This window comes from Nonomuraea glycinis (assembly GCF_014646515.1).
Taxonomy (GTDB): domain Bacteria; phylum Actinomycetota; class Actinomycetes; order Streptosporangiales; family Streptosporangiaceae; genus Nonomuraea; species Nonomuraea glycinis.
In genome coordinates this window covers 165,477-180,634 of record NZ_BMNK01000016.1, presented here as the reverse complement: position 1 = coordinate 180,634, position 15,158 = coordinate 165,477, and the positions used below count along the sequence as shown (strand labels likewise).

At 68.9% G+C, this 15,158-nt stretch carries 20 protein-coding genes and 1 pseudogene; 8 read left to right on the top strand and 13 right to left on the bottom strand.

Features of this window, described 5'->3' with window-relative positions; translation table 11 throughout:
• Positions 1-48: 48 nt before the first annotated feature.
• The 4 genes from IEY87_RS35005 to IEY87_RS34990 form a co-directional block, all read right to left on the bottom strand.
• Positions 49-1,770 (bottom strand): dihydroxy-acid dehydratase, encoded by a 1,722-nt coding sequence (locus IEY87_RS35005; protein ID WP_189143105.1) that lies wholly within the window; start codon positions 1,768-1,770, stop codon positions 49-51.
• A 30-nt stretch (positions 1,771-1,800) separates the two neighbouring features.
• Positions 1,801-2,856 (bottom strand): ABC transporter substrate-binding protein, encoded by a 1,056-nt coding sequence (locus IEY87_RS35000; RefSeq protein WP_189143104.1) that lies wholly within the window; start codon positions 2,854-2,856, stop codon positions 1,801-1,803.
• Between the two features lie 113 nt (positions 2,857-2,969).
• Positions 2,970-3,749 (bottom strand): IclR family transcriptional regulator, encoded by a 780-nt coding sequence (locus IEY87_RS34995; RefSeq protein ID WP_189143103.1) that lies wholly within the window; start codon positions 3,747-3,749, stop codon positions 2,970-2,972.
• 213 nt (positions 3,750-3,962) lie between these two features.
• Positions 3,963-4,370 (bottom strand): VOC family protein, encoded by a 408-nt coding sequence (locus tag IEY87_RS34990; protein WP_372462278.1) that lies wholly within the window; start codon positions 4,368-4,370, stop codon positions 3,963-3,965.
• A 58-nt stretch (positions 4,371-4,428) separates the two neighbouring features.
• Here IEY87_RS34990 and IEY87_RS34985 point away from each other — a divergent pair, with 58 nt between their 5' ends.
• Both IEY87_RS34985 and IEY87_RS46285 read left to right on the top strand, forming a co-directional pair.
• A complete protein-coding gene (locus IEY87_RS34985) occupies positions 4,429-5,304 on the top strand; it encodes a LysR family transcriptional regulator (protein ID WP_189143101.1) in 876 nt (291 codons plus the stop codon).
• Between the two features lie 237 nt (positions 5,305-5,541).
• Positions 5,542-5,928: a hypothetical protein gene (locus IEY87_RS46285; RefSeq protein WP_225277956.1), complete on the top strand. Its 387-nt coding sequence runs from the start codon at positions 5,542-5,544 to the stop codon at positions 5,926-5,928.
• A gap of 8 nt (positions 5,929-5,936) precedes the next feature.
• On the opposite strand, the pseudogene IEY87_RS47330 reads toward IEY87_RS46285, so the two are convergent.
• A pseudogene (locus IEY87_RS47330) lies at positions 5,937-6,023 on the bottom strand (hypothetical protein); the annotation flags it as partial.
• 159 nt (positions 6,024-6,182) lie between these two features.
• The gene (locus tag IEY87_RS34975; RefSeq protein WP_225277936.1) at positions 6,183-6,869 is read right to left on the bottom strand and encodes a hypothetical protein; all 687 of its coding nucleotides are present in this window, start codon (positions 6,867-6,869) and stop codon (positions 6,183-6,185) included.
• 178 nt (positions 6,870-7,047) lie between these two features.
• Here IEY87_RS34975 and IEY87_RS46280 point away from each other — a divergent pair, with 178 nt between their 5' ends.
• Both IEY87_RS46280 and IEY87_RS34965 read left to right on the top strand, forming a co-directional pair.
• Positions 7,048-7,200: a hypothetical protein gene (locus IEY87_RS46280; RefSeq protein ID WP_225277935.1), complete on the top strand. Its 153-nt coding sequence runs from the start codon at positions 7,048-7,050 to the stop codon at positions 7,198-7,200.
• A 1-nt stretch (position 7,201) separates the two neighbouring features.
• Positions 7,202-7,387 (top strand): nSTAND1 domain-containing NTPase, encoded by a 186-nt coding sequence (locus IEY87_RS34965; RefSeq protein ID WP_189143100.1) that lies wholly within the window; start codon positions 7,202-7,204, stop codon positions 7,385-7,387.
• Positions 7,388-7,391: 4 nt separating this feature from the next.
• Here IEY87_RS34965 and IEY87_RS34960 read toward each other — a convergent pair whose 3' ends face one another.
• Both IEY87_RS34960 and IEY87_RS34955 read right to left on the bottom strand, forming a co-directional pair.
• Positions 7,392-7,793, bottom strand: coding sequence for a peptidase inhibitor family I36 protein (locus IEY87_RS34960; protein ID WP_189143099.1), 402 nt, complete (start codon positions 7,791-7,793; stop codon positions 7,392-7,394).
• Between the two features lie 127 nt (positions 7,794-7,920).
• Positions 7,921-8,658: an SDR family oxidoreductase gene (locus IEY87_RS34955; RefSeq protein ID WP_189143098.1), complete on the bottom strand. Its 738-nt coding sequence runs from the start codon at positions 8,656-8,658 to the stop codon at positions 7,921-7,923.
• A gap of 138 nt (positions 8,659-8,796) precedes the next feature.
• Between IEY87_RS34955 and IEY87_RS34950 the strand changes: the two genes are divergently transcribed.
• The gene (locus IEY87_RS34950; RefSeq protein ID WP_189143097.1) at positions 8,797-9,381 is read left to right on the top strand and encodes a TetR/AcrR family transcriptional regulator; all 585 of its coding nucleotides are present in this window, start codon (positions 8,797-8,799) and stop codon (positions 9,379-9,381) included.
• A gap of 43 nt (positions 9,382-9,424) precedes the next feature.
• On the opposite strand, the gene IEY87_RS34945 is transcribed toward IEY87_RS34950, so the two are convergent.
• Positions 9,425-9,778 carry an ArsR/SmtB family transcription factor gene (locus tag IEY87_RS34945; protein ID WP_189143096.1) on the bottom strand — a complete coding sequence of 118 codons (354 nt, stop codon included), beginning with the start codon at positions 9,776-9,778 and terminating at the stop codon, positions 9,425-9,427.
• 54 nt (positions 9,779-9,832) lie between these two features.
• On the opposite strand from IEY87_RS34945, the gene IEY87_RS34940 reads away from it, so the two are divergent.
• On the top strand, positions 9,833-10,597 hold the full coding sequence (locus IEY87_RS34940; RefSeq protein WP_225277934.1) for an SDR family NAD(P)-dependent oxidoreductase: 765 nt from the start codon (positions 9,833-9,835) through the stop codon (positions 10,595-10,597).
• A gap of 172 nt (positions 10,598-10,769) precedes the next feature.
• Here IEY87_RS34940 and IEY87_RS34935 read toward each other — a convergent pair whose 3' ends face one another.
• Complete coding sequence (locus IEY87_RS34935) at positions 10,770-11,141, bottom strand: TetR/AcrR family transcriptional regulator C-terminal domain-containing protein (RefSeq protein WP_229699431.1); 372 nt, start codon at positions 11,139-11,141, stop codon at positions 10,770-10,772.
• On the opposite strand from IEY87_RS34935, the gene IEY87_RS34930 reads away from it, so the two are divergent.
• Positions 11,134-11,841 carry an FAD-dependent oxidoreductase gene (locus tag IEY87_RS34930; protein ID WP_225277955.1) on the top strand — a complete coding sequence of 236 codons (708 nt, stop codon included), beginning with the start codon at positions 11,134-11,136 and terminating at the stop codon, positions 11,839-11,841. The two genes, IEY87_RS34935 and IEY87_RS34930, sit on opposite strands and share 8 nt — an antisense overlap.
• Here IEY87_RS34930 and IEY87_RS34925 read toward each other — a convergent pair.
• Together IEY87_RS34925 and IEY87_RS34920 are read right to left on the bottom strand one after the other, a co-directional pair.
• Complete coding sequence (locus tag IEY87_RS34925) at positions 11,783-12,271, bottom strand: VOC family protein (RefSeq protein ID WP_189143094.1); 489 nt, start codon at positions 12,269-12,271, stop codon at positions 11,783-11,785. The two genes, IEY87_RS34930 and IEY87_RS34925, sit on opposite strands and share 59 nt — an antisense overlap.
• Positions 12,272-12,341: 70 nt before the next feature.
• The gene (locus tag IEY87_RS34920; RefSeq protein ID WP_189143093.1) at positions 12,342-13,295 is read right to left on the bottom strand and encodes a helix-turn-helix transcriptional regulator; all 954 of its coding nucleotides are present in this window, start codon (positions 13,293-13,295) and stop codon (positions 12,342-12,344) included.
• A 40-nt stretch (positions 13,296-13,335) separates the two neighbouring features.
• Here IEY87_RS34920 and IEY87_RS34915 point away from each other — a divergent pair, with 40 nt between their 5' ends.
• Positions 13,336-14,121: a hypothetical protein gene (locus tag IEY87_RS34915; RefSeq protein ID WP_189143092.1), complete on the top strand. Its 786-nt coding sequence runs from the start codon at positions 13,336-13,338 to the stop codon at positions 14,119-14,121.
• A 357-nt stretch (positions 14,122-14,478) separates the two neighbouring features.
• Here IEY87_RS34915 and IEY87_RS34910 read toward each other — a convergent pair whose 3' ends face one another.
• Positions 14,479-14,850 (bottom strand): hypothetical protein, encoded by a 372-nt coding sequence (locus IEY87_RS34910; RefSeq protein ID WP_189143091.1) that lies wholly within the window; start codon positions 14,848-14,850, stop codon positions 14,479-14,481.
• Positions 14,851-15,158 lie beyond the last annotated feature (308 nt).

Sequence of the window (15,158 nt, the reverse complement as noted above, 5' to 3'; positions counted from 1 at the left end):
TTCTCCTGAAGGGTTCGACGCTGAAGGGTTCGACGCGGCGTGGACAGGTCAGGGGCGGGTCGTGGGGAGGTCGTTGCCGCGGAGCGTCGCGCCGCGGGGGAGCGGCTCGACCGAACGCGCGTAGACGGGGAGCCAGCCGGATCTCCCGCCGGGGACCTGATGCCGGGCCCGGTTCGCGTGGCGCCGGGCCAGCTCCGCGTCGTCGACGAGGAGATCGGCGCGGCGGGCGCGCAGGTCGATGGAGATCCGGTCGCCGTCCGCCACCACGCCGAGCGGCCCCGGCAGCACGCCTTCGGGCGAGACCTCGCCGACGACGATGCCCTTGTTGACCAGGCCGGACAGTTGCCCGTCGGTCACCACGGCGACCTGCTCGGTCAGGCCGGCCCCGTTGAGCGCGAAGACGGTCTGGGAGGCCATACCCATGCCGGGTGTGCCGACCGGGCCGACCCCGCGCAGGACCAGGACGTCACCGGGCCGTACCACGCCGCCCTCGATGGCGGCGATGGCCGACAGGGCGTCGTCGAAGACGCGGGCGGTGCCCTCGAACGTCGGGGGCCGGTCCTCGGTGACCGACAGCTTCACGATGGCCGTGTCGGGTGCGAGCGAGCCGCGTACCACCACCACGGTCGGATGGCCGGCGCGCGGATCGCTCAGCGGCCGGATGATCCGCTCGTCCTTCACCACCGCACGGGCCACCCTGTCCCCGGTCGTCTCCCCGGTGACGGTGACCGCCTCACCGGCGAGAGCGTCGCCGAGCTGCTTGAGGACCGCGAGGGCGCCGCCGGCGTCCTCGAACTCCTCGATGGTGTCCTCGCCGTTGGGCCGTACGGCGGACAACGGCCTGATCGTGTCGGCATATTTCTCGAAAAGTCGGTATACGTCGACCTCGGAGTCCGCCTCGCGGGCGATCGCCTGCAGGTGTTTGACGCAGTTGATCGAGCCGCTGACCGCGAGAACCGCCATCACCGCGTTCGCGAACGCGGCCGGCGTCAGGATCGAACGCGGCCGGCGGCCCGCGAGGACCGCCCCGACGATCGCCGCGCCGCTCGCCTCGACGGCCCGCCACATCGGCTCGCTGTTCGCCCGCACCGGCGCCGAGCCCGGCAGGGTCATGCCGAGCGCCTCGGCGACGACGTGCATGGAGTTCGCGGTGCCCATGCCGGTGCACACGCCGGGCCCGGTGATCGCGCGGGCGCTCAGGTCGCACAGGCCGTCGAAGGTGATCCCGCCGAACTTGAGCCCGCCCGCGCGCAGGAACACCTCCTCGATGTCCACTCGCTCACCCGTGTCGAGCGTCCCGCAGCTCTGGTAGCCGCAGGACAGGATCAGGGCCGGCACGTCGAGCCGGGCCGCGGCCATCAACTGGCCGGGGGTCGTCTTGTCGCACGAGGCCAGGCAGACCATGCCGTCGAGCTGGGCGCCCTCGACGACGGCCTCGATGTCGTTGGCGAGCAGGTCGCGGCTGGACAGGACGTAGCCGCCGCTCGCGCCCGCGCTCATGATGAAGTCCGTCGGCGCGACCGTACGGATCTCGAACGCCACCCCGCCGGCCGCCTCGACCGATCGCTTGACCGCGGCGGCGATGGGGTCCAGGTGGCTGAAGCACGGAGCCAGCCCGGAAGAGGAGTTCACGATCGCGATCTTGGGCTTGGTGAGATCCTCGTCGGTCAGGCCGAGCGCGCGCCATTGCGCACGTCTGGTGGCCCAGCGCGGACTGCCGACCGGGACTTCGCTGCGCAGCCGTGAGGGAGAAGCACTCTGGGCGGACATCCGGTTCCTCCAGGTCTGGGGCGGTCCCGCTCAGGTCTTGGGCAGGAGGCTGTTGTCGAACCAGGTGGTGGCGGTGCCCCCGGACTTGGCGGCTCCGGCGTCCGTGAGCTCTTTGTACCCGGCGGTCCAGGCCGACTCGTCGGTGACGAGCAGCGGCTTGCTCGGGTCCCCGCCGGTCCAGAGCTTCCGCATCATGGTCAGGCTCGCCTTGGCGATCTTGTCGTCGTCGAGGGTGGCGAAGGAGTACTTGCCGCGCAGCTGCTTGATGGTCTCGTCGAGTGACTCGTCGGCCACGATCGCCGCCAGCGCGTCGTGGATGCCCGCCATGAACGCCTTGAGGATCCCGGTGTCCTTCTTCGTGGCGTCCTTGGTGGTGACGTAGACCTGCGAGTCGGACTTGACGTACTGGGCGGGGTCGAAGATGCCGGCGTCGGGGTTCTGGGCGGCCAGGATGTTGGCGGTGTCGATGCTGACCACATAGCCGGCGATGCGGCCCTGCTGCACCAGGTCGAACGTCCCGGGGGTGAGCCCGACGACCTGACGCTTGGTCTGCTTGGGGTCGAGCCCGGAGCCGGCCAGCACGAGCGAGACCACCTTGTCGCTGGTCCCGCCCTCGGACGGGACGCCCATCGTCTGGCCGACGAAGTCTTCGGGCTTCTCCAGCGGGTGTTTCTTTTTGCTGTAGACGAAGCGCAGGGACGAGCCCCGGGTGAGCGTACCGATGCTGACCAGCGGCTGGGCGGTGTCCGCGATCGCGGTCATGACGTCGATCTGCCCCAGCCGGGTGATCGGCGAGATGCCCGCCAGCAGCGTCTGCATGGCCTGCGGTGATCCCTTGACCGGCTGCAGCGTCACCTCCAGCCCGTGCTTGGTGAAGTGACCGCCCGCGACCGCCAGCAATTCGGGCGTGAGCGACAGGGTTTCCAGCGGAAGGTAGCTCAGAAACGTGGTCTTCATGCCGTCGCCGCTCGTACCGGCGGCATCCGAGCCGCACGCGGCCAGCAAGGAAGAGCCCGCAGCGGCGGCGGTCAACAGGAACAAGGACCTACGGTCCAGGGAGAACGAGGTGAACGCGTTGACGGGCACGATTCACTCCTAGATGCGGCCTGGCCGGCTCACAGCCCCCTTGCCGACCAAAATGAGACTCGCGCCACATCCCCGCAACAACTACCCGCCTTTCCGCATATCGGAAGGTATGTTCAGCGAGTTTGCTTCGCAGGCGCTCCGAGGGCCCGCGAGATCCCGCGCGCGGTGGCCTGGACCAGGTACGGGAGGCTGGGTCCTGGCGACTCGACGTGCGGCACGATGAGGGAGAGCGCGGCGACGACGCTGTTGTCGGAGCCGTAGATGGGCGCGGCGACCGAGGCGTACTTCGGGCTGATCTGCCGGTCGCTGATCGCGTATTCGAACCGCCGGATCTCGGCGAGCGCCTGCCGCAGCTCGCGCCCGCTCGTGTAGGTCCGCGACGTGAACGCCACCAGCGGCCCGCCGATGATCTCCTCCTGCAGCTCGGGCGGCGCGTGCGCGAGCAGCACCAGTCCGACCGCGGTGGCGTGCAGGGCATAACGTCCGCCCACTCGAGGGCGATCACTGGCCACTTCCGGGCTGACGAACCGCTCGACGAACACGACCTGGTCCTGCTCGCGTACGGCGAGGTGCACGCCGCGGTGCGCCGTCTCGAAAAGATCCTGCATGAACGGCAGGGCGATGCGCTGCAGCCCCACGGACCGGGGGGAGAGGGCGGCCACCTCCCACAGCCGCAGCCCGACCCGGTAGTCACCGGCGTCATCGCGTTCGAGCGCGCCCCACTCCTGCAGCTCCCCGACGATGCGATGGGTCGTGGTGAGTGGCACACCGGACCGGCGACTGATCTCGGACAGGCTCAGGCCGCCCTCGGCGTCCTTGAAGATGTCCAGAATGTGTAGGGCACGGCGTAGAACCGACCGGCGCTCGTCCGCCATCTCCACCGCCTTGGGCATTCCCGCGATCTGGGCAGGTCAAAGGACCCGCTCCAGATTACCGGCCGGGCGGCCGCAAGCGTAGACGCCGATCGCCGGCGCTGCTCTCGCCCCACGGCGAAAGCGCTTCGGCGCGTTCTTCGCCGTGCACATGACGATCTTCGAGCCGGTTCAGACGAACGCGATCGGGACATCGCGGGGTGTGCCGTCCTTGGCGACGTACGCGACGGGCTCTCAGCCGAGCTGTTCGGCCAGCGCGACGATGATCCCCTCGGGGCCGCGGACGTAGCAGAGCCGGTAGCTGTCCTCGTACTGGGCCAGCTCGCCGATGAGTTCGGCGCCGTGCGTGCGCAGGCGGTCGACGACGTCCTCGATGTCGCCGACGGCGAACATGACGCGATGCATGCCCAGTGTGTTGTGCGGCGGGTTGTGCGGTCCGGCGCCGATCGCCACGGGGGCGTGGTATTTCGCCAGCTCCAGCCGGCCGTGGCCGTCCGGGGTCCGCATCATTGCGATGTCGCAGCGGACGCCGTCGAGTCCGACGGTGCGGTCCGCCCAGGGGCCCTCGATCTGTGCTTTGCCCTCCAGTTCCATGCCGAGTTCTCCGAAGAACGCAGTGGCGGCCTCAAGGAGTCTGCCCATGAGGTGCCACATGCGTCTAATGCCATTGTTGGCGAAAATCCATAGATACCCTTGATGAATGCTTGATATCGTCCGGCTGCGCGTCCTGGCCGCGGTCGCCGCTCACGGCTCGGTCACCGAAGCCGCCAAGGCTCTGCACTACTCGCAGCCCTCCGTCAGCCACCACCTGGCCCGGCTGGAGGCGGCGACCGGCGCCAGGCTCATCCAGCGGGTCGGGCGCGGCATCCGGCTCACCCCCGAAGGCGAACTGCTCGCCCGCCGTGCCACGGAGATCGTCGGCCGGGTCGACGCCGCCGGCGCCGAACTGGACGCCCAGCTCGGGCTGCGGACCGGCCGGGTTCGGCTCGTCGCCTTCAGCTCCGCCCTGAGCGCCCTGGTCCCCGCGGCGGCCGTGGCCCTGCGCGAGTCGTACCCGAACATCGAACTGCACCTCGGCGACGCCCATCCCACGGCCGCCCGCCGGATGCTGCGCGCGGGAGCGGCGGACCTGGCCATCGTGTTCTCGTACGAGGACACGATGCCGGACGACGGCATCCGCTACTCCTACCTGCTCGACGACCCGGTGTACCTGCTCAGCAGCGAGTCCGGGCAGACCCTCGCCGACCACCGGGACTCGGCCTGGATCGCCGGGTGCCCCAACTGCCGCGGCGACCTCGTCCGAATCTGCGAGGACGCCGGGTTCACCCCGCGCATCGCCTACAGCAGCGACGACGTCCTCGTCCAGCAGGCCTTCGTCGCCGCCGGGCTGGGCGTCACCACCATGCCGGGACTGGCTCTGCGCACCCACCACGCGGACGGGGTCCAGGCCACCGAACTGACCGTCGCGCGGCGCCGGATCCACCTGGCGGCGTTCGGCGAGCCGCCCGACCCGCCCGCCACCACCGCCTTCATCGCCGCCCTGCGCACCGCCCTCGACGGGCGCCGTCACGGCTGAGGCGGTTGTGCGGGCGCGCGGACTGTCCCGCGCCGTCGTACGGGGCGGGTCCGGGGTTTGGTCATTCCGGTTCTTCTTCGGCTTGATGTGACCGTAGAGCTTGTCCTTGCCCAGGTCGTAGGCGGCGAACAGGTGCCTGACTCCGTGCGGGCGGGTGTAGGTCGCCCGCCTGCGGGGCCGTGGCTCTCGGGCAGGATCCTTGTGCCGTCCTCCGCGCCCGGCCCACTGTCGGCCCGGGTGGGGCTGGAGGTTGAGCGGACCGAACTCGTCCAGGCAGAAGACGACTTCAGGCTCGCCGTCCTCGGGTATGACCTCGCCGTCGGCGATCGCGTAGAGGTGCTCGACGCGGGCTTTCTTGGCGGCGTAATCGGGGTCGCGGGAGGTCTTCCAGGTCTTTATGCGTTGAAACAAGACGCCCTCCTCGCGGAGCAGGACCCGCAGGCCCTCGTGGCTGATGTCGTCGACCACCCCCTCTGCGACCAAGAAGTCGGCCAGCTTGGCCAGGATCCAAGTCGAAAACGGCAGGCCGTGCTCTCGGTCGGCCTGGACTTGGCGATCTTCTTGATCTCCCGGCGCTCCGGGAGGCTGAAGGTTCTGGGCCGGCCGCCCTTGTACTTCGGGTAGAGCGAGTCGAAGCCGTCAGCGTTGAAGTTGTGGATCACATCCCGGATCCGGTCCGCGCTGGTGAACGTCACCTCGGCGATCTTTGCCACGGGCATGCCCTGCACGGATATCAACACCATCTGTGCCCGCCGCCAAGTCACCACCGAACCGGTGCCTCTACGGATGATCCGCAGCAGGCGCTGCCCCTCGTCGCCATCGATCTCGCGAACGCGTACCCGCTCTGCCATCCGCACATGATCTCGTTCAATGCACGGTCATGCGGGTATCCCAGGCGGCGCGTAGTGGCGCAAGTAGTCACGCATCTGAGGCTCGAGTCCGGACAGGTCATTGCTGTTGAGGGCATGCCAGAGACGGTTCTCAATCCAGAACCGATGGGCGAACTCCTCGAACGAAGGTGCACACCAGAGGATTGCAGCCCTTTGCTCCTCCGGATCGTCGAGATTGGTCTCCGTCTCTTCACCATCGCGCCGTGCCTCGTACTCGTATTCGTAGTCGAGATAGGAGTGCACCACGAACGCCTCACCCGAAGGACGGAGGTAGAGGTACCAGATGACGCAGTCCTGTTGATCCCGCAGGAATCGCACGACGAAGGCACCCGGCTCGACCGGACTGGGCAGGGGCTCTGAGATATCGGTCCAGCAGCAGGTCACCGAGACCTCATCCAGCGAGCGGTGCAGCTTCAAGTCGGCCTGGAAGGTGACGAAGTCCCGAGGCAGCGTCACGCCCTCGGCCGCAAGGTTCTCTGCCAAGTGATTGAGCGCCGTGACCTGTTCGGGAACGGGTTCGCCGGTACCACCGAGCCATTGAAAGGCGCCCGTGAACTCGGTGAAGTCGAGAGGTGGCAGGCTCTCGTAGGGGTAGTACTCATAGGTGTAGCGGCAGGGTCGGTATTCACCCAGGTCGGTGGCACACCAAGCAGAGTCGAAGCCGACCGAGGACAAGTCAGACCCTGATCGTTCACCAGGCATCGGCCCCCCATTGATCACCGTGAGCGGAGTTGTTGGCGTCAGCATCGCACTGCCTACTGACACTCTCTGCGACGGGTGGGCCAGGTTAGCTCTCCCTGGTGAGGGCGAACGTTGCCTGATGCGGCACTAGTTTGTGTTGACACAAGTGCAGATGAGGCGCAACGTCGCCATCCGCATCGTCGAGGTCGGCCACAGCGACACCGACGAGACCAGCGTCCTGCACGTGCCCGACCTCGACCTGGTCGTTCGACCACGCATCTCGACTCTCCAGCGCATCAGCCATACGCCCATCGTGCCGAGCTGACTTGCGTAAAAGAAAGTCTGCCGTCCACGGGCCTGGGAGCATCAGCGAGGAACCGGCCGAGCCCGCCGACGGCGCGGCCTCGCCGTACGCAGGGCTCGCCACCTTCCGGGCGGAGGACGCGGCGCGGTTCTTCGGCCGTGAGCGGGTGACGGAAGACCTGGTGGCCCGCGTCACCGAGCAGCGGTGATCCGCTACCTGTTGAACCATTTATGCGACTTGATACAGATATGGCCCCGGCCGGGGTCCTCCGTCGGGTTGGTCCACGCCTCCTGCTGGCCGTTGAGCAGGGCCCAATGCGCGCCGCCGCAGGTGACGAGATGGACATCGTCCAGATTGCCCGCGTTGCCGTTGTTCCACAGCGACTTCACCTTGCCGCTGAACGAGCACGGCCGCGCCCCGCCCGCCCAGTTGGCGTCGTTCCCCGCCCAGTTGCACCGCTTTCCTGACCCGCTCACCCCGCTGTAGGCGCAGATACTGCCCTTGGGGCAGTCTCCCAGCCAGTCCTGAGCCGACGCGACGCCCGCGTTCCCGGTGAGAAAGAACGCCGCCATGAGAGTGGCCGTGCCGACGGACACCGCTCGTCTGATTCCCAAGATCCGCTCCCCTTCGATTCCGTTGGACCCCCAGTACACAGAGGCGAAGGGCGGGATGTCGCCCTGTTCCGCTCAGGAACGGAACACCCACGTCACAGGCCGGGGCGGCGGCCGTCCGTGCTGATCGTCAGGCTTGCACGGTAGGGCGGACGACGATCTCGCTGATGTCGACGCCATCAGGCTGCTCGATCGCATAACCGATGGCGGAAGCGACGGCCGAGGGCGGCATGGCGATCTCGGCACGCTGCTGGAGCAGTGCCGCCGCTGCCTCGGGGCTCCCTCCCTTGCCCACGCCCTCCGTGTCGGTGAAGCCCGGCGAGACGAGGGTGACCCGCAAGTCGGGGCCGGACTCCTGCCGCAGCCCTTCGGTCAGCACCTTCACCGCCGTCTTGGTAGCCGCGTAGACAGCCAGGGGGGAGGTCACGACGTACGCCGCGGTGGAGGCGACATTGACGAACTGCCCGGAGCGCTGCCGCCGGAAGATGGGCAGCGCCGCCCCGATACCGTTCAGCAGGCCCGTGATGTGGGTGGCGACCATGGCGTCCCAGTCGTCCTGGCGCAACTCGTCGAACGGCGAGACCGCCATGGTGCCCGCGTTGGAGACCAGGACGTCGAGCCGGCCGAAGCGGTCGACACCCGTATCGGTCAGGCGCTTCAGGTCTTCACGGTGCGCGACATCGACGACGACCCCGACGGCTGAGCCGCCCTGCGCCGTGATCCGATCCACCACCGCGTTCAGCCGGTCCTCCCGCCGGGCTCCAAGGACCAAACGGGCTCCCCGCCCGGCGAGATAGGTCGCCGTTACCTCTCCGATGCCACTGCTGGCGCCCGTAAGCGCGATGACCTTGCCTTTGATGCCTGTCATGACCAGTCCTTCGTGAGGTGTGTGGAGTCCAGTACGCTGACCTACAGTGGAACTGGGGGTGCCTCCACTTAATATCAGGCTAAGTGGGCGCGCCTCCACTTAGCAAGTCGAAGAGCCCGAGAAAGGAGGGCAAGCGCCATGGCCGAGGGAGGCCAACGCCCGCAGCGAGCTGACGCGCGGCGCAACCGGGAGAAGATCCTCACGACGGCGGCACGCGTATTCGCCGCGGAAGGGCTCGAGGCCCATCTGGAGCGCATCGCCAAGGAGGCGGGGGTGGGCAGCGCCACGCTGTACCGCAACTTCCCCACCCGTGAAGCTCTGGTCGAGGCCGTTTACCGCAATGAGGTGGCCCAACTCTGCGACGCAGCCCCTGCCCTGCTGGCAGCGAAGCCGCCCTTTGACGCCCTGCGCGCCTGGACCCGCCTCTTCTTGGACTACGTGACCACCAAGTTCGGCATGATCGACGCCCTACGTGCGATCGCCGCGACGGGGAGCAACCCGTATGGTCACAGCCGGGAAATGATCCAGGCCGCCCTGAGTGTCCTCATGGATGCTTGCGTGGCCACCGGGACGATCCGCACCGACATCGGCCCCGCGGATATCAGCGCCGCCCTCGAAGGCATCGCCCTCACCTCGGCGAGCCCCGAACAACGCAAGCAAGCGGAACGCCTGCTCGACCTCACCCTGGACGGCTTGCAGACCCTTCCACGAGGGCCGGCGTAAGAGGTGGCCACCTTCCAGAGCCTGCGTGAACGACTGCGCCGATTCAGGCGGGCCACCCGGCGTCCTTCACGCCCACTTGATGGCCGACGTCCTCATCCTCGGCCGCGGCCAGCACCGCCTGCAGCAGTCCGGGAAAGCGGGCCTGTAAGTCGGTCCGCCGGAGGATCACGAAGCAGCGGGTGCCTTCCTGGCGGGTGCGGGTCAGTCCCGCATCGCGCAGCACCCGCAGGTGGTGGCTGAGGGTGGACTTGGCCACCGGCGCCCGCAGTTCGCCCCAGCCACGCTCGCGGCCGTCGGCCAGCACGCGCACCAGCCCGACCCGGATCGGGTCGCTGAGGGCGGCCATCACCCCGGTCAACGTGATCTGACCTGCTTCGGGGTGATGTGCCTGTCTCATCCTGCCATGCTAGCTTGTTCGATGTTTCACGAACATCGAACGAAAGGTAGTGCCGTGGCCGTCTCTCCTACCCACCGGCTCCAGGACCAGGTCGTGATCGTGACCGGGGCCGGATCCGGAATCGGCCGCGCCGGCGCGCTCGCCTTCGCCCACGCCGGAGCGCATGTGCTCGCGGTCGGCCGGCGTGCCGATGCCCTGCGGCAGACCGCCGCAGGGCATTCCGGCATCGCCGTCCTGCCGGCCGACATCACCGGCGAGGGCGCTCCGCAGGCGGTGGTCGACGCGGCCGTCGAACGCTGGGGCCGCCTGGACGTGCTGGTCAACAACGCCGGCGCCACCACCGTCATGCCCCTGGCCGACGCCGATGCCCAGCGCATCGGCGACCTGTTCGCGCTCAACGTCACCGCGCCCAGCCTGCTCGCCCGGGCCGCGCTGCCGTACCTGCGCGCCGGTCGTGGCGCGATCGTCAACATCTCCAGCACCTTCGGCCACCGCCCGCTGCCCGGCGCCGCCCACTACGCCGCTTCCAAGGCCGCCCTCGAACAGCTGACCCGCAGCTGGGCGCTGGAGCTGGCCCCCGGCGGCATCCGCGTCAACGCCTTGGCCCCCGGCCCCACCGAGAGCGAGGCCCTGGCCGCCGCCGGACTGCCGGACGCCGTCGTCGAACAGATCAAGCAGGAGGAGACCGCCCGCATCCCCCTGCGCCGCCGCGGCACCCACGAGGAGGTGGCCACCTGGATCGTGCACCTCGCCGACCCCGCCGCCACCTGGATCACCGGACAGATCCTCACCGTCGACGGCGGCCTGGAACTCACCTGACGGCCCGCTCTGTCGCGCCAGTTTCCCAGGCCACTTGCCACGACCTCCTGGCCGCCGGCCCCGCCGACACCGTCAAGGTGCCCAAGAACAGTCGCGAGTCGGCGGGGCCGGCGAGCTCGTGGCGCGCAATGGATGACCCGGTCCAAGAAGCGGGCTCGGCGCGAGCTGAGCGTCACGCTGACGGGCGGTCGAGGTTGGCGGCCACGGCGTCGAGGACCCAATCCAGGCCGGTCGCGAAGGATGCCTCGGCGTCCACGTCCGTGCCGTCGTGCACGGCCTTGGCCAGCGACGGAAAGCGGCCCGTGGCCAACATTCTCGTCACGTGTGGGCCGGAGGCGCGCTGCCAGTCGCGCTCGGACAGGCCCGTGGCGCGCTCGGCCCGCAGGTTCGCGATCTCGCGCCTGATCGCACCAGTGAAGTAGGCGCTGACAGTCTCCACGGCGCGCATGACGGTGTCGACGTCGGCGAGGCCGTCGAGAGCGGCCAGCTTGGCCTCGGTCACGGCGAGGCCGTTCGTCTCGTCCCGAGGGCAGGCCATGCGCATCCTGGACACGGCCGGGACCGTACTGCGCGACTGGCGACCCGATCCAGATGACCGGGCCAATCCCGAGATCGACCGCGGGCGACTCCGTGACCTGCTGCTCGGCTCTCTCGACGTCCGGTGGGGGAGGGGCGTGACGAAGGTGGTGCCGGGGACCCGGGACGGCGTACTGGTCTATTTCGCGGACGGGGGGCAGGAGACGTTCGACCTCGTGGTCGGCGCGGACGGCGCCTGGTCCCGGATCCGCCCCGCGGTCTCGTCGGTGACGCCGCACTACACCGGCGTCACCGCGGTGGAGACCTCCCTGGACGACGTCGACGCCCGCCACCCCGACCTCGCCCGGTTGATCGGCGACGGTTCCTTGGCTGTGTACGGCGTGAACCGATCTCTCGTCGCCCAGCGCAACAGCGACGGGCACGTCAAGGTGTACGCCCAGTTCCGCGCGCCGCTGGACTGGCACACGAACCTGGATCTGGCCGACGCCGAGGCCGTGCGATCGGGTCTGCTGGCTCTGTACGCTGGAACGCCTCGTGAGCCCGGACCCCGCCGAAGCCCCCGCCCGCTTCGACCAGGTCCAGCCATCCTGACCGCCGAGCGCAGCGATGACGTGCTCCAGGCCGTTCTTGCTTCCAGGTGGCTCGAGGTCAGCTTCGGGGGAAGATCTCGGTCTCGGGGCGCTGCATGTACGCCATCGCCGCGGTGAACTCCGGGTCGCCGAAGCGTCGCTCCATCTCCTCGGGCGTCACGTCCTCGATGTGGGTCTGGATCCACCACACGTTGCCGAACGGGTCGCGCACCCGCCCGACCAGGTCGCCGAACGCCAGGTGGGTGACCTCCGAGATGGAGACGCCGCCCGCCTCGACCGCCTGGCGGTGCACGGCGCGGGCGTCCTCGACGTACAGGCGGAGGAACGCGGGCGTCGCTGGCCAACTCGGGTCGCCGTCGAACAGCATCACGATCGCGTCGCCGATGCGCACCTCCGCGTGCCCGATCACCCCGCGGGCGTCGATCACCCGGCCCAGTTCCTCGGCGCCGAACGCCTTGCGGATGTAGTCGATGACCGCCGCCGTGTCGCGAGAGATGATCCACGGCGTGACGGTCGTGTAGCCCTCGGGGATCGCCTTGACAGACATATCGGGTGGCTCCTCTGCATGCGCGGATCTGTGCAGGAGACGCTAGCCCTCGTGTAGGTCAGCTTCCGTCCTACACGGCACGGAGCGTCCTGGCGGCCATCTCCCGCAGGTGGTCGACCAGCTCGGGCGGCTCGTGCACCTTGAACTCGCACCCCAGCGTGACCAGCCGGAATGCCAGCCACTCCAGGGTGTCGCTCTGCCCGGACAGTCGGCAGGTGTCAGCGTCGATCGGCTCCAGCTCGCCCGCGGCCTCGCCGAGGCGGGCCGCCACCCACTCGGCGGAAGCGTGCAGGGTGGCGACGGCGCGGTAGGTGGGCGCCGTCGAGTACAGCCTGGCGGTGACGAAGGCTGCGGCGTCCTCGGCCGGAGGCGTCTTCGGCGGCACCCGCACTCCGGTCGGGCGGGGCTCGCTCACGCGGTCCACGCGAAAGATCCGCCAGTCACCCCTGTCGTTGTCGAAGGCCACCAGGTACCAGCGCCTGCCCACGGTGACCAGGCGGTACGGCTCGACCAGCCGCCTGCTCGCGGTGCCGTCGCCCGCCTCGTAGGCGAAGCGCAGTCGCTCGTGGCCGGCCGCGGCCCCGGCGATCACGGTGAGGATCTCCGGGTCGATGTCCGGCCCGGAGAAGGGAGGGGGAGCCTCGGTCGCGGCGTTCAGCGCGCCGACCCGGTGCCGCAGCCGGGACGGCAACACCTGCTGAAGCTTGGCCATCGCGCGGACCGACGCCTGGTCGATGCCCGCGACAGGATGCCTGGCCACTGTACGCAGGCCGACGGCGATGGCCACGGCCTCCTCGTCGTCGAGCAGCAGCGGCGGCATGGCGGTGCCCGCCACCAGGCGATAGCCGCCCTCGCCGCCCATCGTCGCGCGTACCGGATAGCCAAGGTCGCGCAGCCGCTCGACGTCGCGGCGGATGGTGCGCGGGCTGACCTCCAGACGCGCCGCGAGTTCGCTGCCCGGCCAGTCGCGCGGAGCCTGGAGCAGGGACAACAGGTTCAGCAGTCGCGCCGAGGTGCTGGACATGCCACCAAGAATGCCAGGAGGTCGGCGCGCCACGACCAGCGTGACGAAAGCAACGCGGCGCACGTCGATTTCCGAAGCGGTCTGCAGAAATGCGCAGAGTTCCTTGCGCAGCGGTCTGATCCTTTTATTGCATCTATCCCGTTTTCCAGGCGTGATCCGGTCGCGGCAGGATCACCATCTGGACGGCGTCGTCGAACAGGAGGAACGCCGGCGCAAAGGGGTCTTCGAGTTCAATGCCAAGGGCTGGATCAAGGCTCTCGACGTCACCACCACCGGAGGTGAGTACGGGCGCGAACATGCCATCGGCTTCAACCACACCATCGGCGGCACCGGCTACCGATCCGGCGGCCTCATTGGGACATGGCTGAAGAAGGGCGAGATCTGGTGGAGGGATTCGCACCAGTTGCACCTCTGGCACACCGAGCTGCTCGGCTACGACGAGCAGCTCGTCAACCCGGCCGAGCCCGCGACCCTGGCCGCCTTGCTGAAGAACGGCCAGCGGAACAGGGACACCGTAACCGGCGCGATCACCTTCAAGGAGCTCGAACGGGTTTCCCGCTGGGCGGAGCACTCGACCCACGTCGGCTGGGATCCGGACGCGAGGCTCGCCTACACCGTCACGCTGACCTCCGCGGGCCTGGTCAGCAGGGTGCGGAGTATGTTCACGTTCACCAACGGTCTCGACGAACTGGTGGGCAAGACCCTCCACGTCGACACCCGCTACAGCCGGTGGGGCGGCAAGGTGTCGATCAAGACGCCGGACCCCCGCGAGACGACCGACGAGCTATGCATCGAGGGCATCTGTAATTGGCGTCTTCCGAGCTGATGACGCGATCGTATCGGCCTGCCGGTCATCCAGCACGTCGGCGGCCCTCGCCGGGCTCCGGGCCGGCGAGGGCCGCGATCAGGGAGTTGGTGTCGCGCCAGGCGTACACGGTGGTGTACGTCGCGATCTGGTCCTCATGTCCTGGCCGGTCTGGGAAGTCGTGGTTCAGGAGTGCGGCCGTTGCGCCGCGGCCAGTGCCGCGCGGACTGTTTCGGCGCTCGTCGTCCCGCCGGTATCTTCACCGGTCATTTCCTGCTGGTTCTTGAAGTAGAGCCCGACGTAGGCGGGGGCGTCGCGCTGGAAGCCAGCTGTCGGCGAGGGGTCCGGCGTCGAGGGTGTCGTAGCCGAGCAGGTCGATCAGCTTGGTGGCGGCGGCTTTGGCTTCTGTGGTGTCGCCGGCGATGGGCAGGACCGAGCGGTCGGGTGCGCCGGACGGGACATCAGGGCGCTGATGTCGGCGTGCATGGCCAGGAAAGAAGACCCGCTGGAACCGATCCTCGCCGACGGACTGCGCAAGAGGCCCTGACAGAAGTGATCGGTCCGCCTCAACGGCAGCGAGCACGGTTTCAGCATCGGCGAGCTGGCCCGCGCCGCCGGGGTCAGCTTCCGCAACGCCACCGGCTTGGTCGACACGCTCAGGTGGTCGGCGAGGCGATGCTGGTTGGCGGCCAGCCCCAGACACAGGTCGCGCAGAACGACCAGTTCTTCAGCGGTGAACCCGTGGAACATCGCCCGCGTGGCAAGTTGCGCGGTCCCAGACACCGGCCGCGTGTCAGCCGCGCAGCAGGTCATTCCCGAGCCGAGGCCCGCCCCCTGCGCCCGCACCTTGCCGGTGGCTGGGTCGAACGGATGCGGGCGCGGCGTCAGCTCGCCGAGATCGATCCCTGCGTGAGCACGGCGAGCACCTCGTACGCGGGCCGCTTGGCCACATGCCGCCTCTTGGAAACTTCGTCCAGCCGGACCGCGCCGACGTCGCCCGGCGCACTGCTCGCGAGGATCTCCTCCAGACCGTGGCCATGGGATGGGGCGGGGACACC

Excerpts from the sequence above, each read along its gene's own strand:
- IEY87_RS34925 (WP_189143094.1), bottom strand. The coding sequence starts at position 12,271 with ATGTCTGTCAAGGCGATCCCCGAGGGCTACACGACCGTCACGCCGTGG.
- IEY87_RS34950 (WP_189143097.1), top strand. The coding sequence starts at position 8,797 with ATGGCCGAGGGAGGCCAACGCCCGCAGCGAGCTGACGCGCGGCGCAAC.
- IEY87_RS35005 (WP_189143105.1), bottom strand. The coding sequence starts at position 1,770 with ATGTCCGCCCAGAGTGCTTCTCCCTCACGGCTGCGCAGCGAAGTCCCG.
- IEY87_RS34955 (WP_189143098.1), bottom strand. The coding sequence starts at position 8,658 with ATGACAGGCATCAAAGGCAAGGTCATCGCGCTTACGGGCGCCAGCAGT.
- IEY87_RS34910 (WP_189143091.1), bottom strand. The coding sequence starts at position 14,850 with ATGTTCCACGGGTTCACCGCTGAAGAACTGGTCGTTCTGCGCGACCTG.
- IEY87_RS34995 (WP_189143103.1), bottom strand. The coding sequence starts at position 3,749 with ATGCCCAAGGCGGTGGAGATGGCGGACGAGCGCCGGTCGGTTCTACGC.
- IEY87_RS34985 (WP_189143101.1), top strand. The coding sequence starts at position 4,429 with ATGCTTGATATCGTCCGGCTGCGCGTCCTGGCCGCGGTCGCCGCTCAC.
- IEY87_RS34930 (WP_225277955.1), top strand. The coding sequence starts at position 11,134 with ATGCGCATCCTGGACACGGCCGGGACCGTACTGCGCGACTGGCGACCC.
- IEY87_RS34935 (WP_229699431.1), bottom strand. The coding sequence starts at position 11,141 with ATGCGCATGGCCTGCCCTCGGGACGAGACGAACGGCCTCGCCGTGACC.
- IEY87_RS34990 (WP_372462278.1), bottom strand. The coding sequence starts at position 4,370 with ATGGGCAGACTCCTTGAGGCCGCCACTGCGTTCTTCGGAGAACTCGGC.
- IEY87_RS34920 (WP_189143093.1), bottom strand. The coding sequence starts at position 13,295 with ATGTCCAGCACCTCGGCGCGACTGCTGAACCTGTTGTCCCTGCTCCAG.
- IEY87_RS34945 (WP_189143096.1), bottom strand. The coding sequence starts at position 9,778 with ATGAGACAGGCACATCACCCCGAAGCAGGTCAGATCACGTTGACCGGG.
- IEY87_RS46280 (WP_225277935.1), top strand. The coding sequence starts at position 7,048 with ATGAGGCGCAACGTCGCCATCCGCATCGTCGAGGTCGGCCACAGCGAC.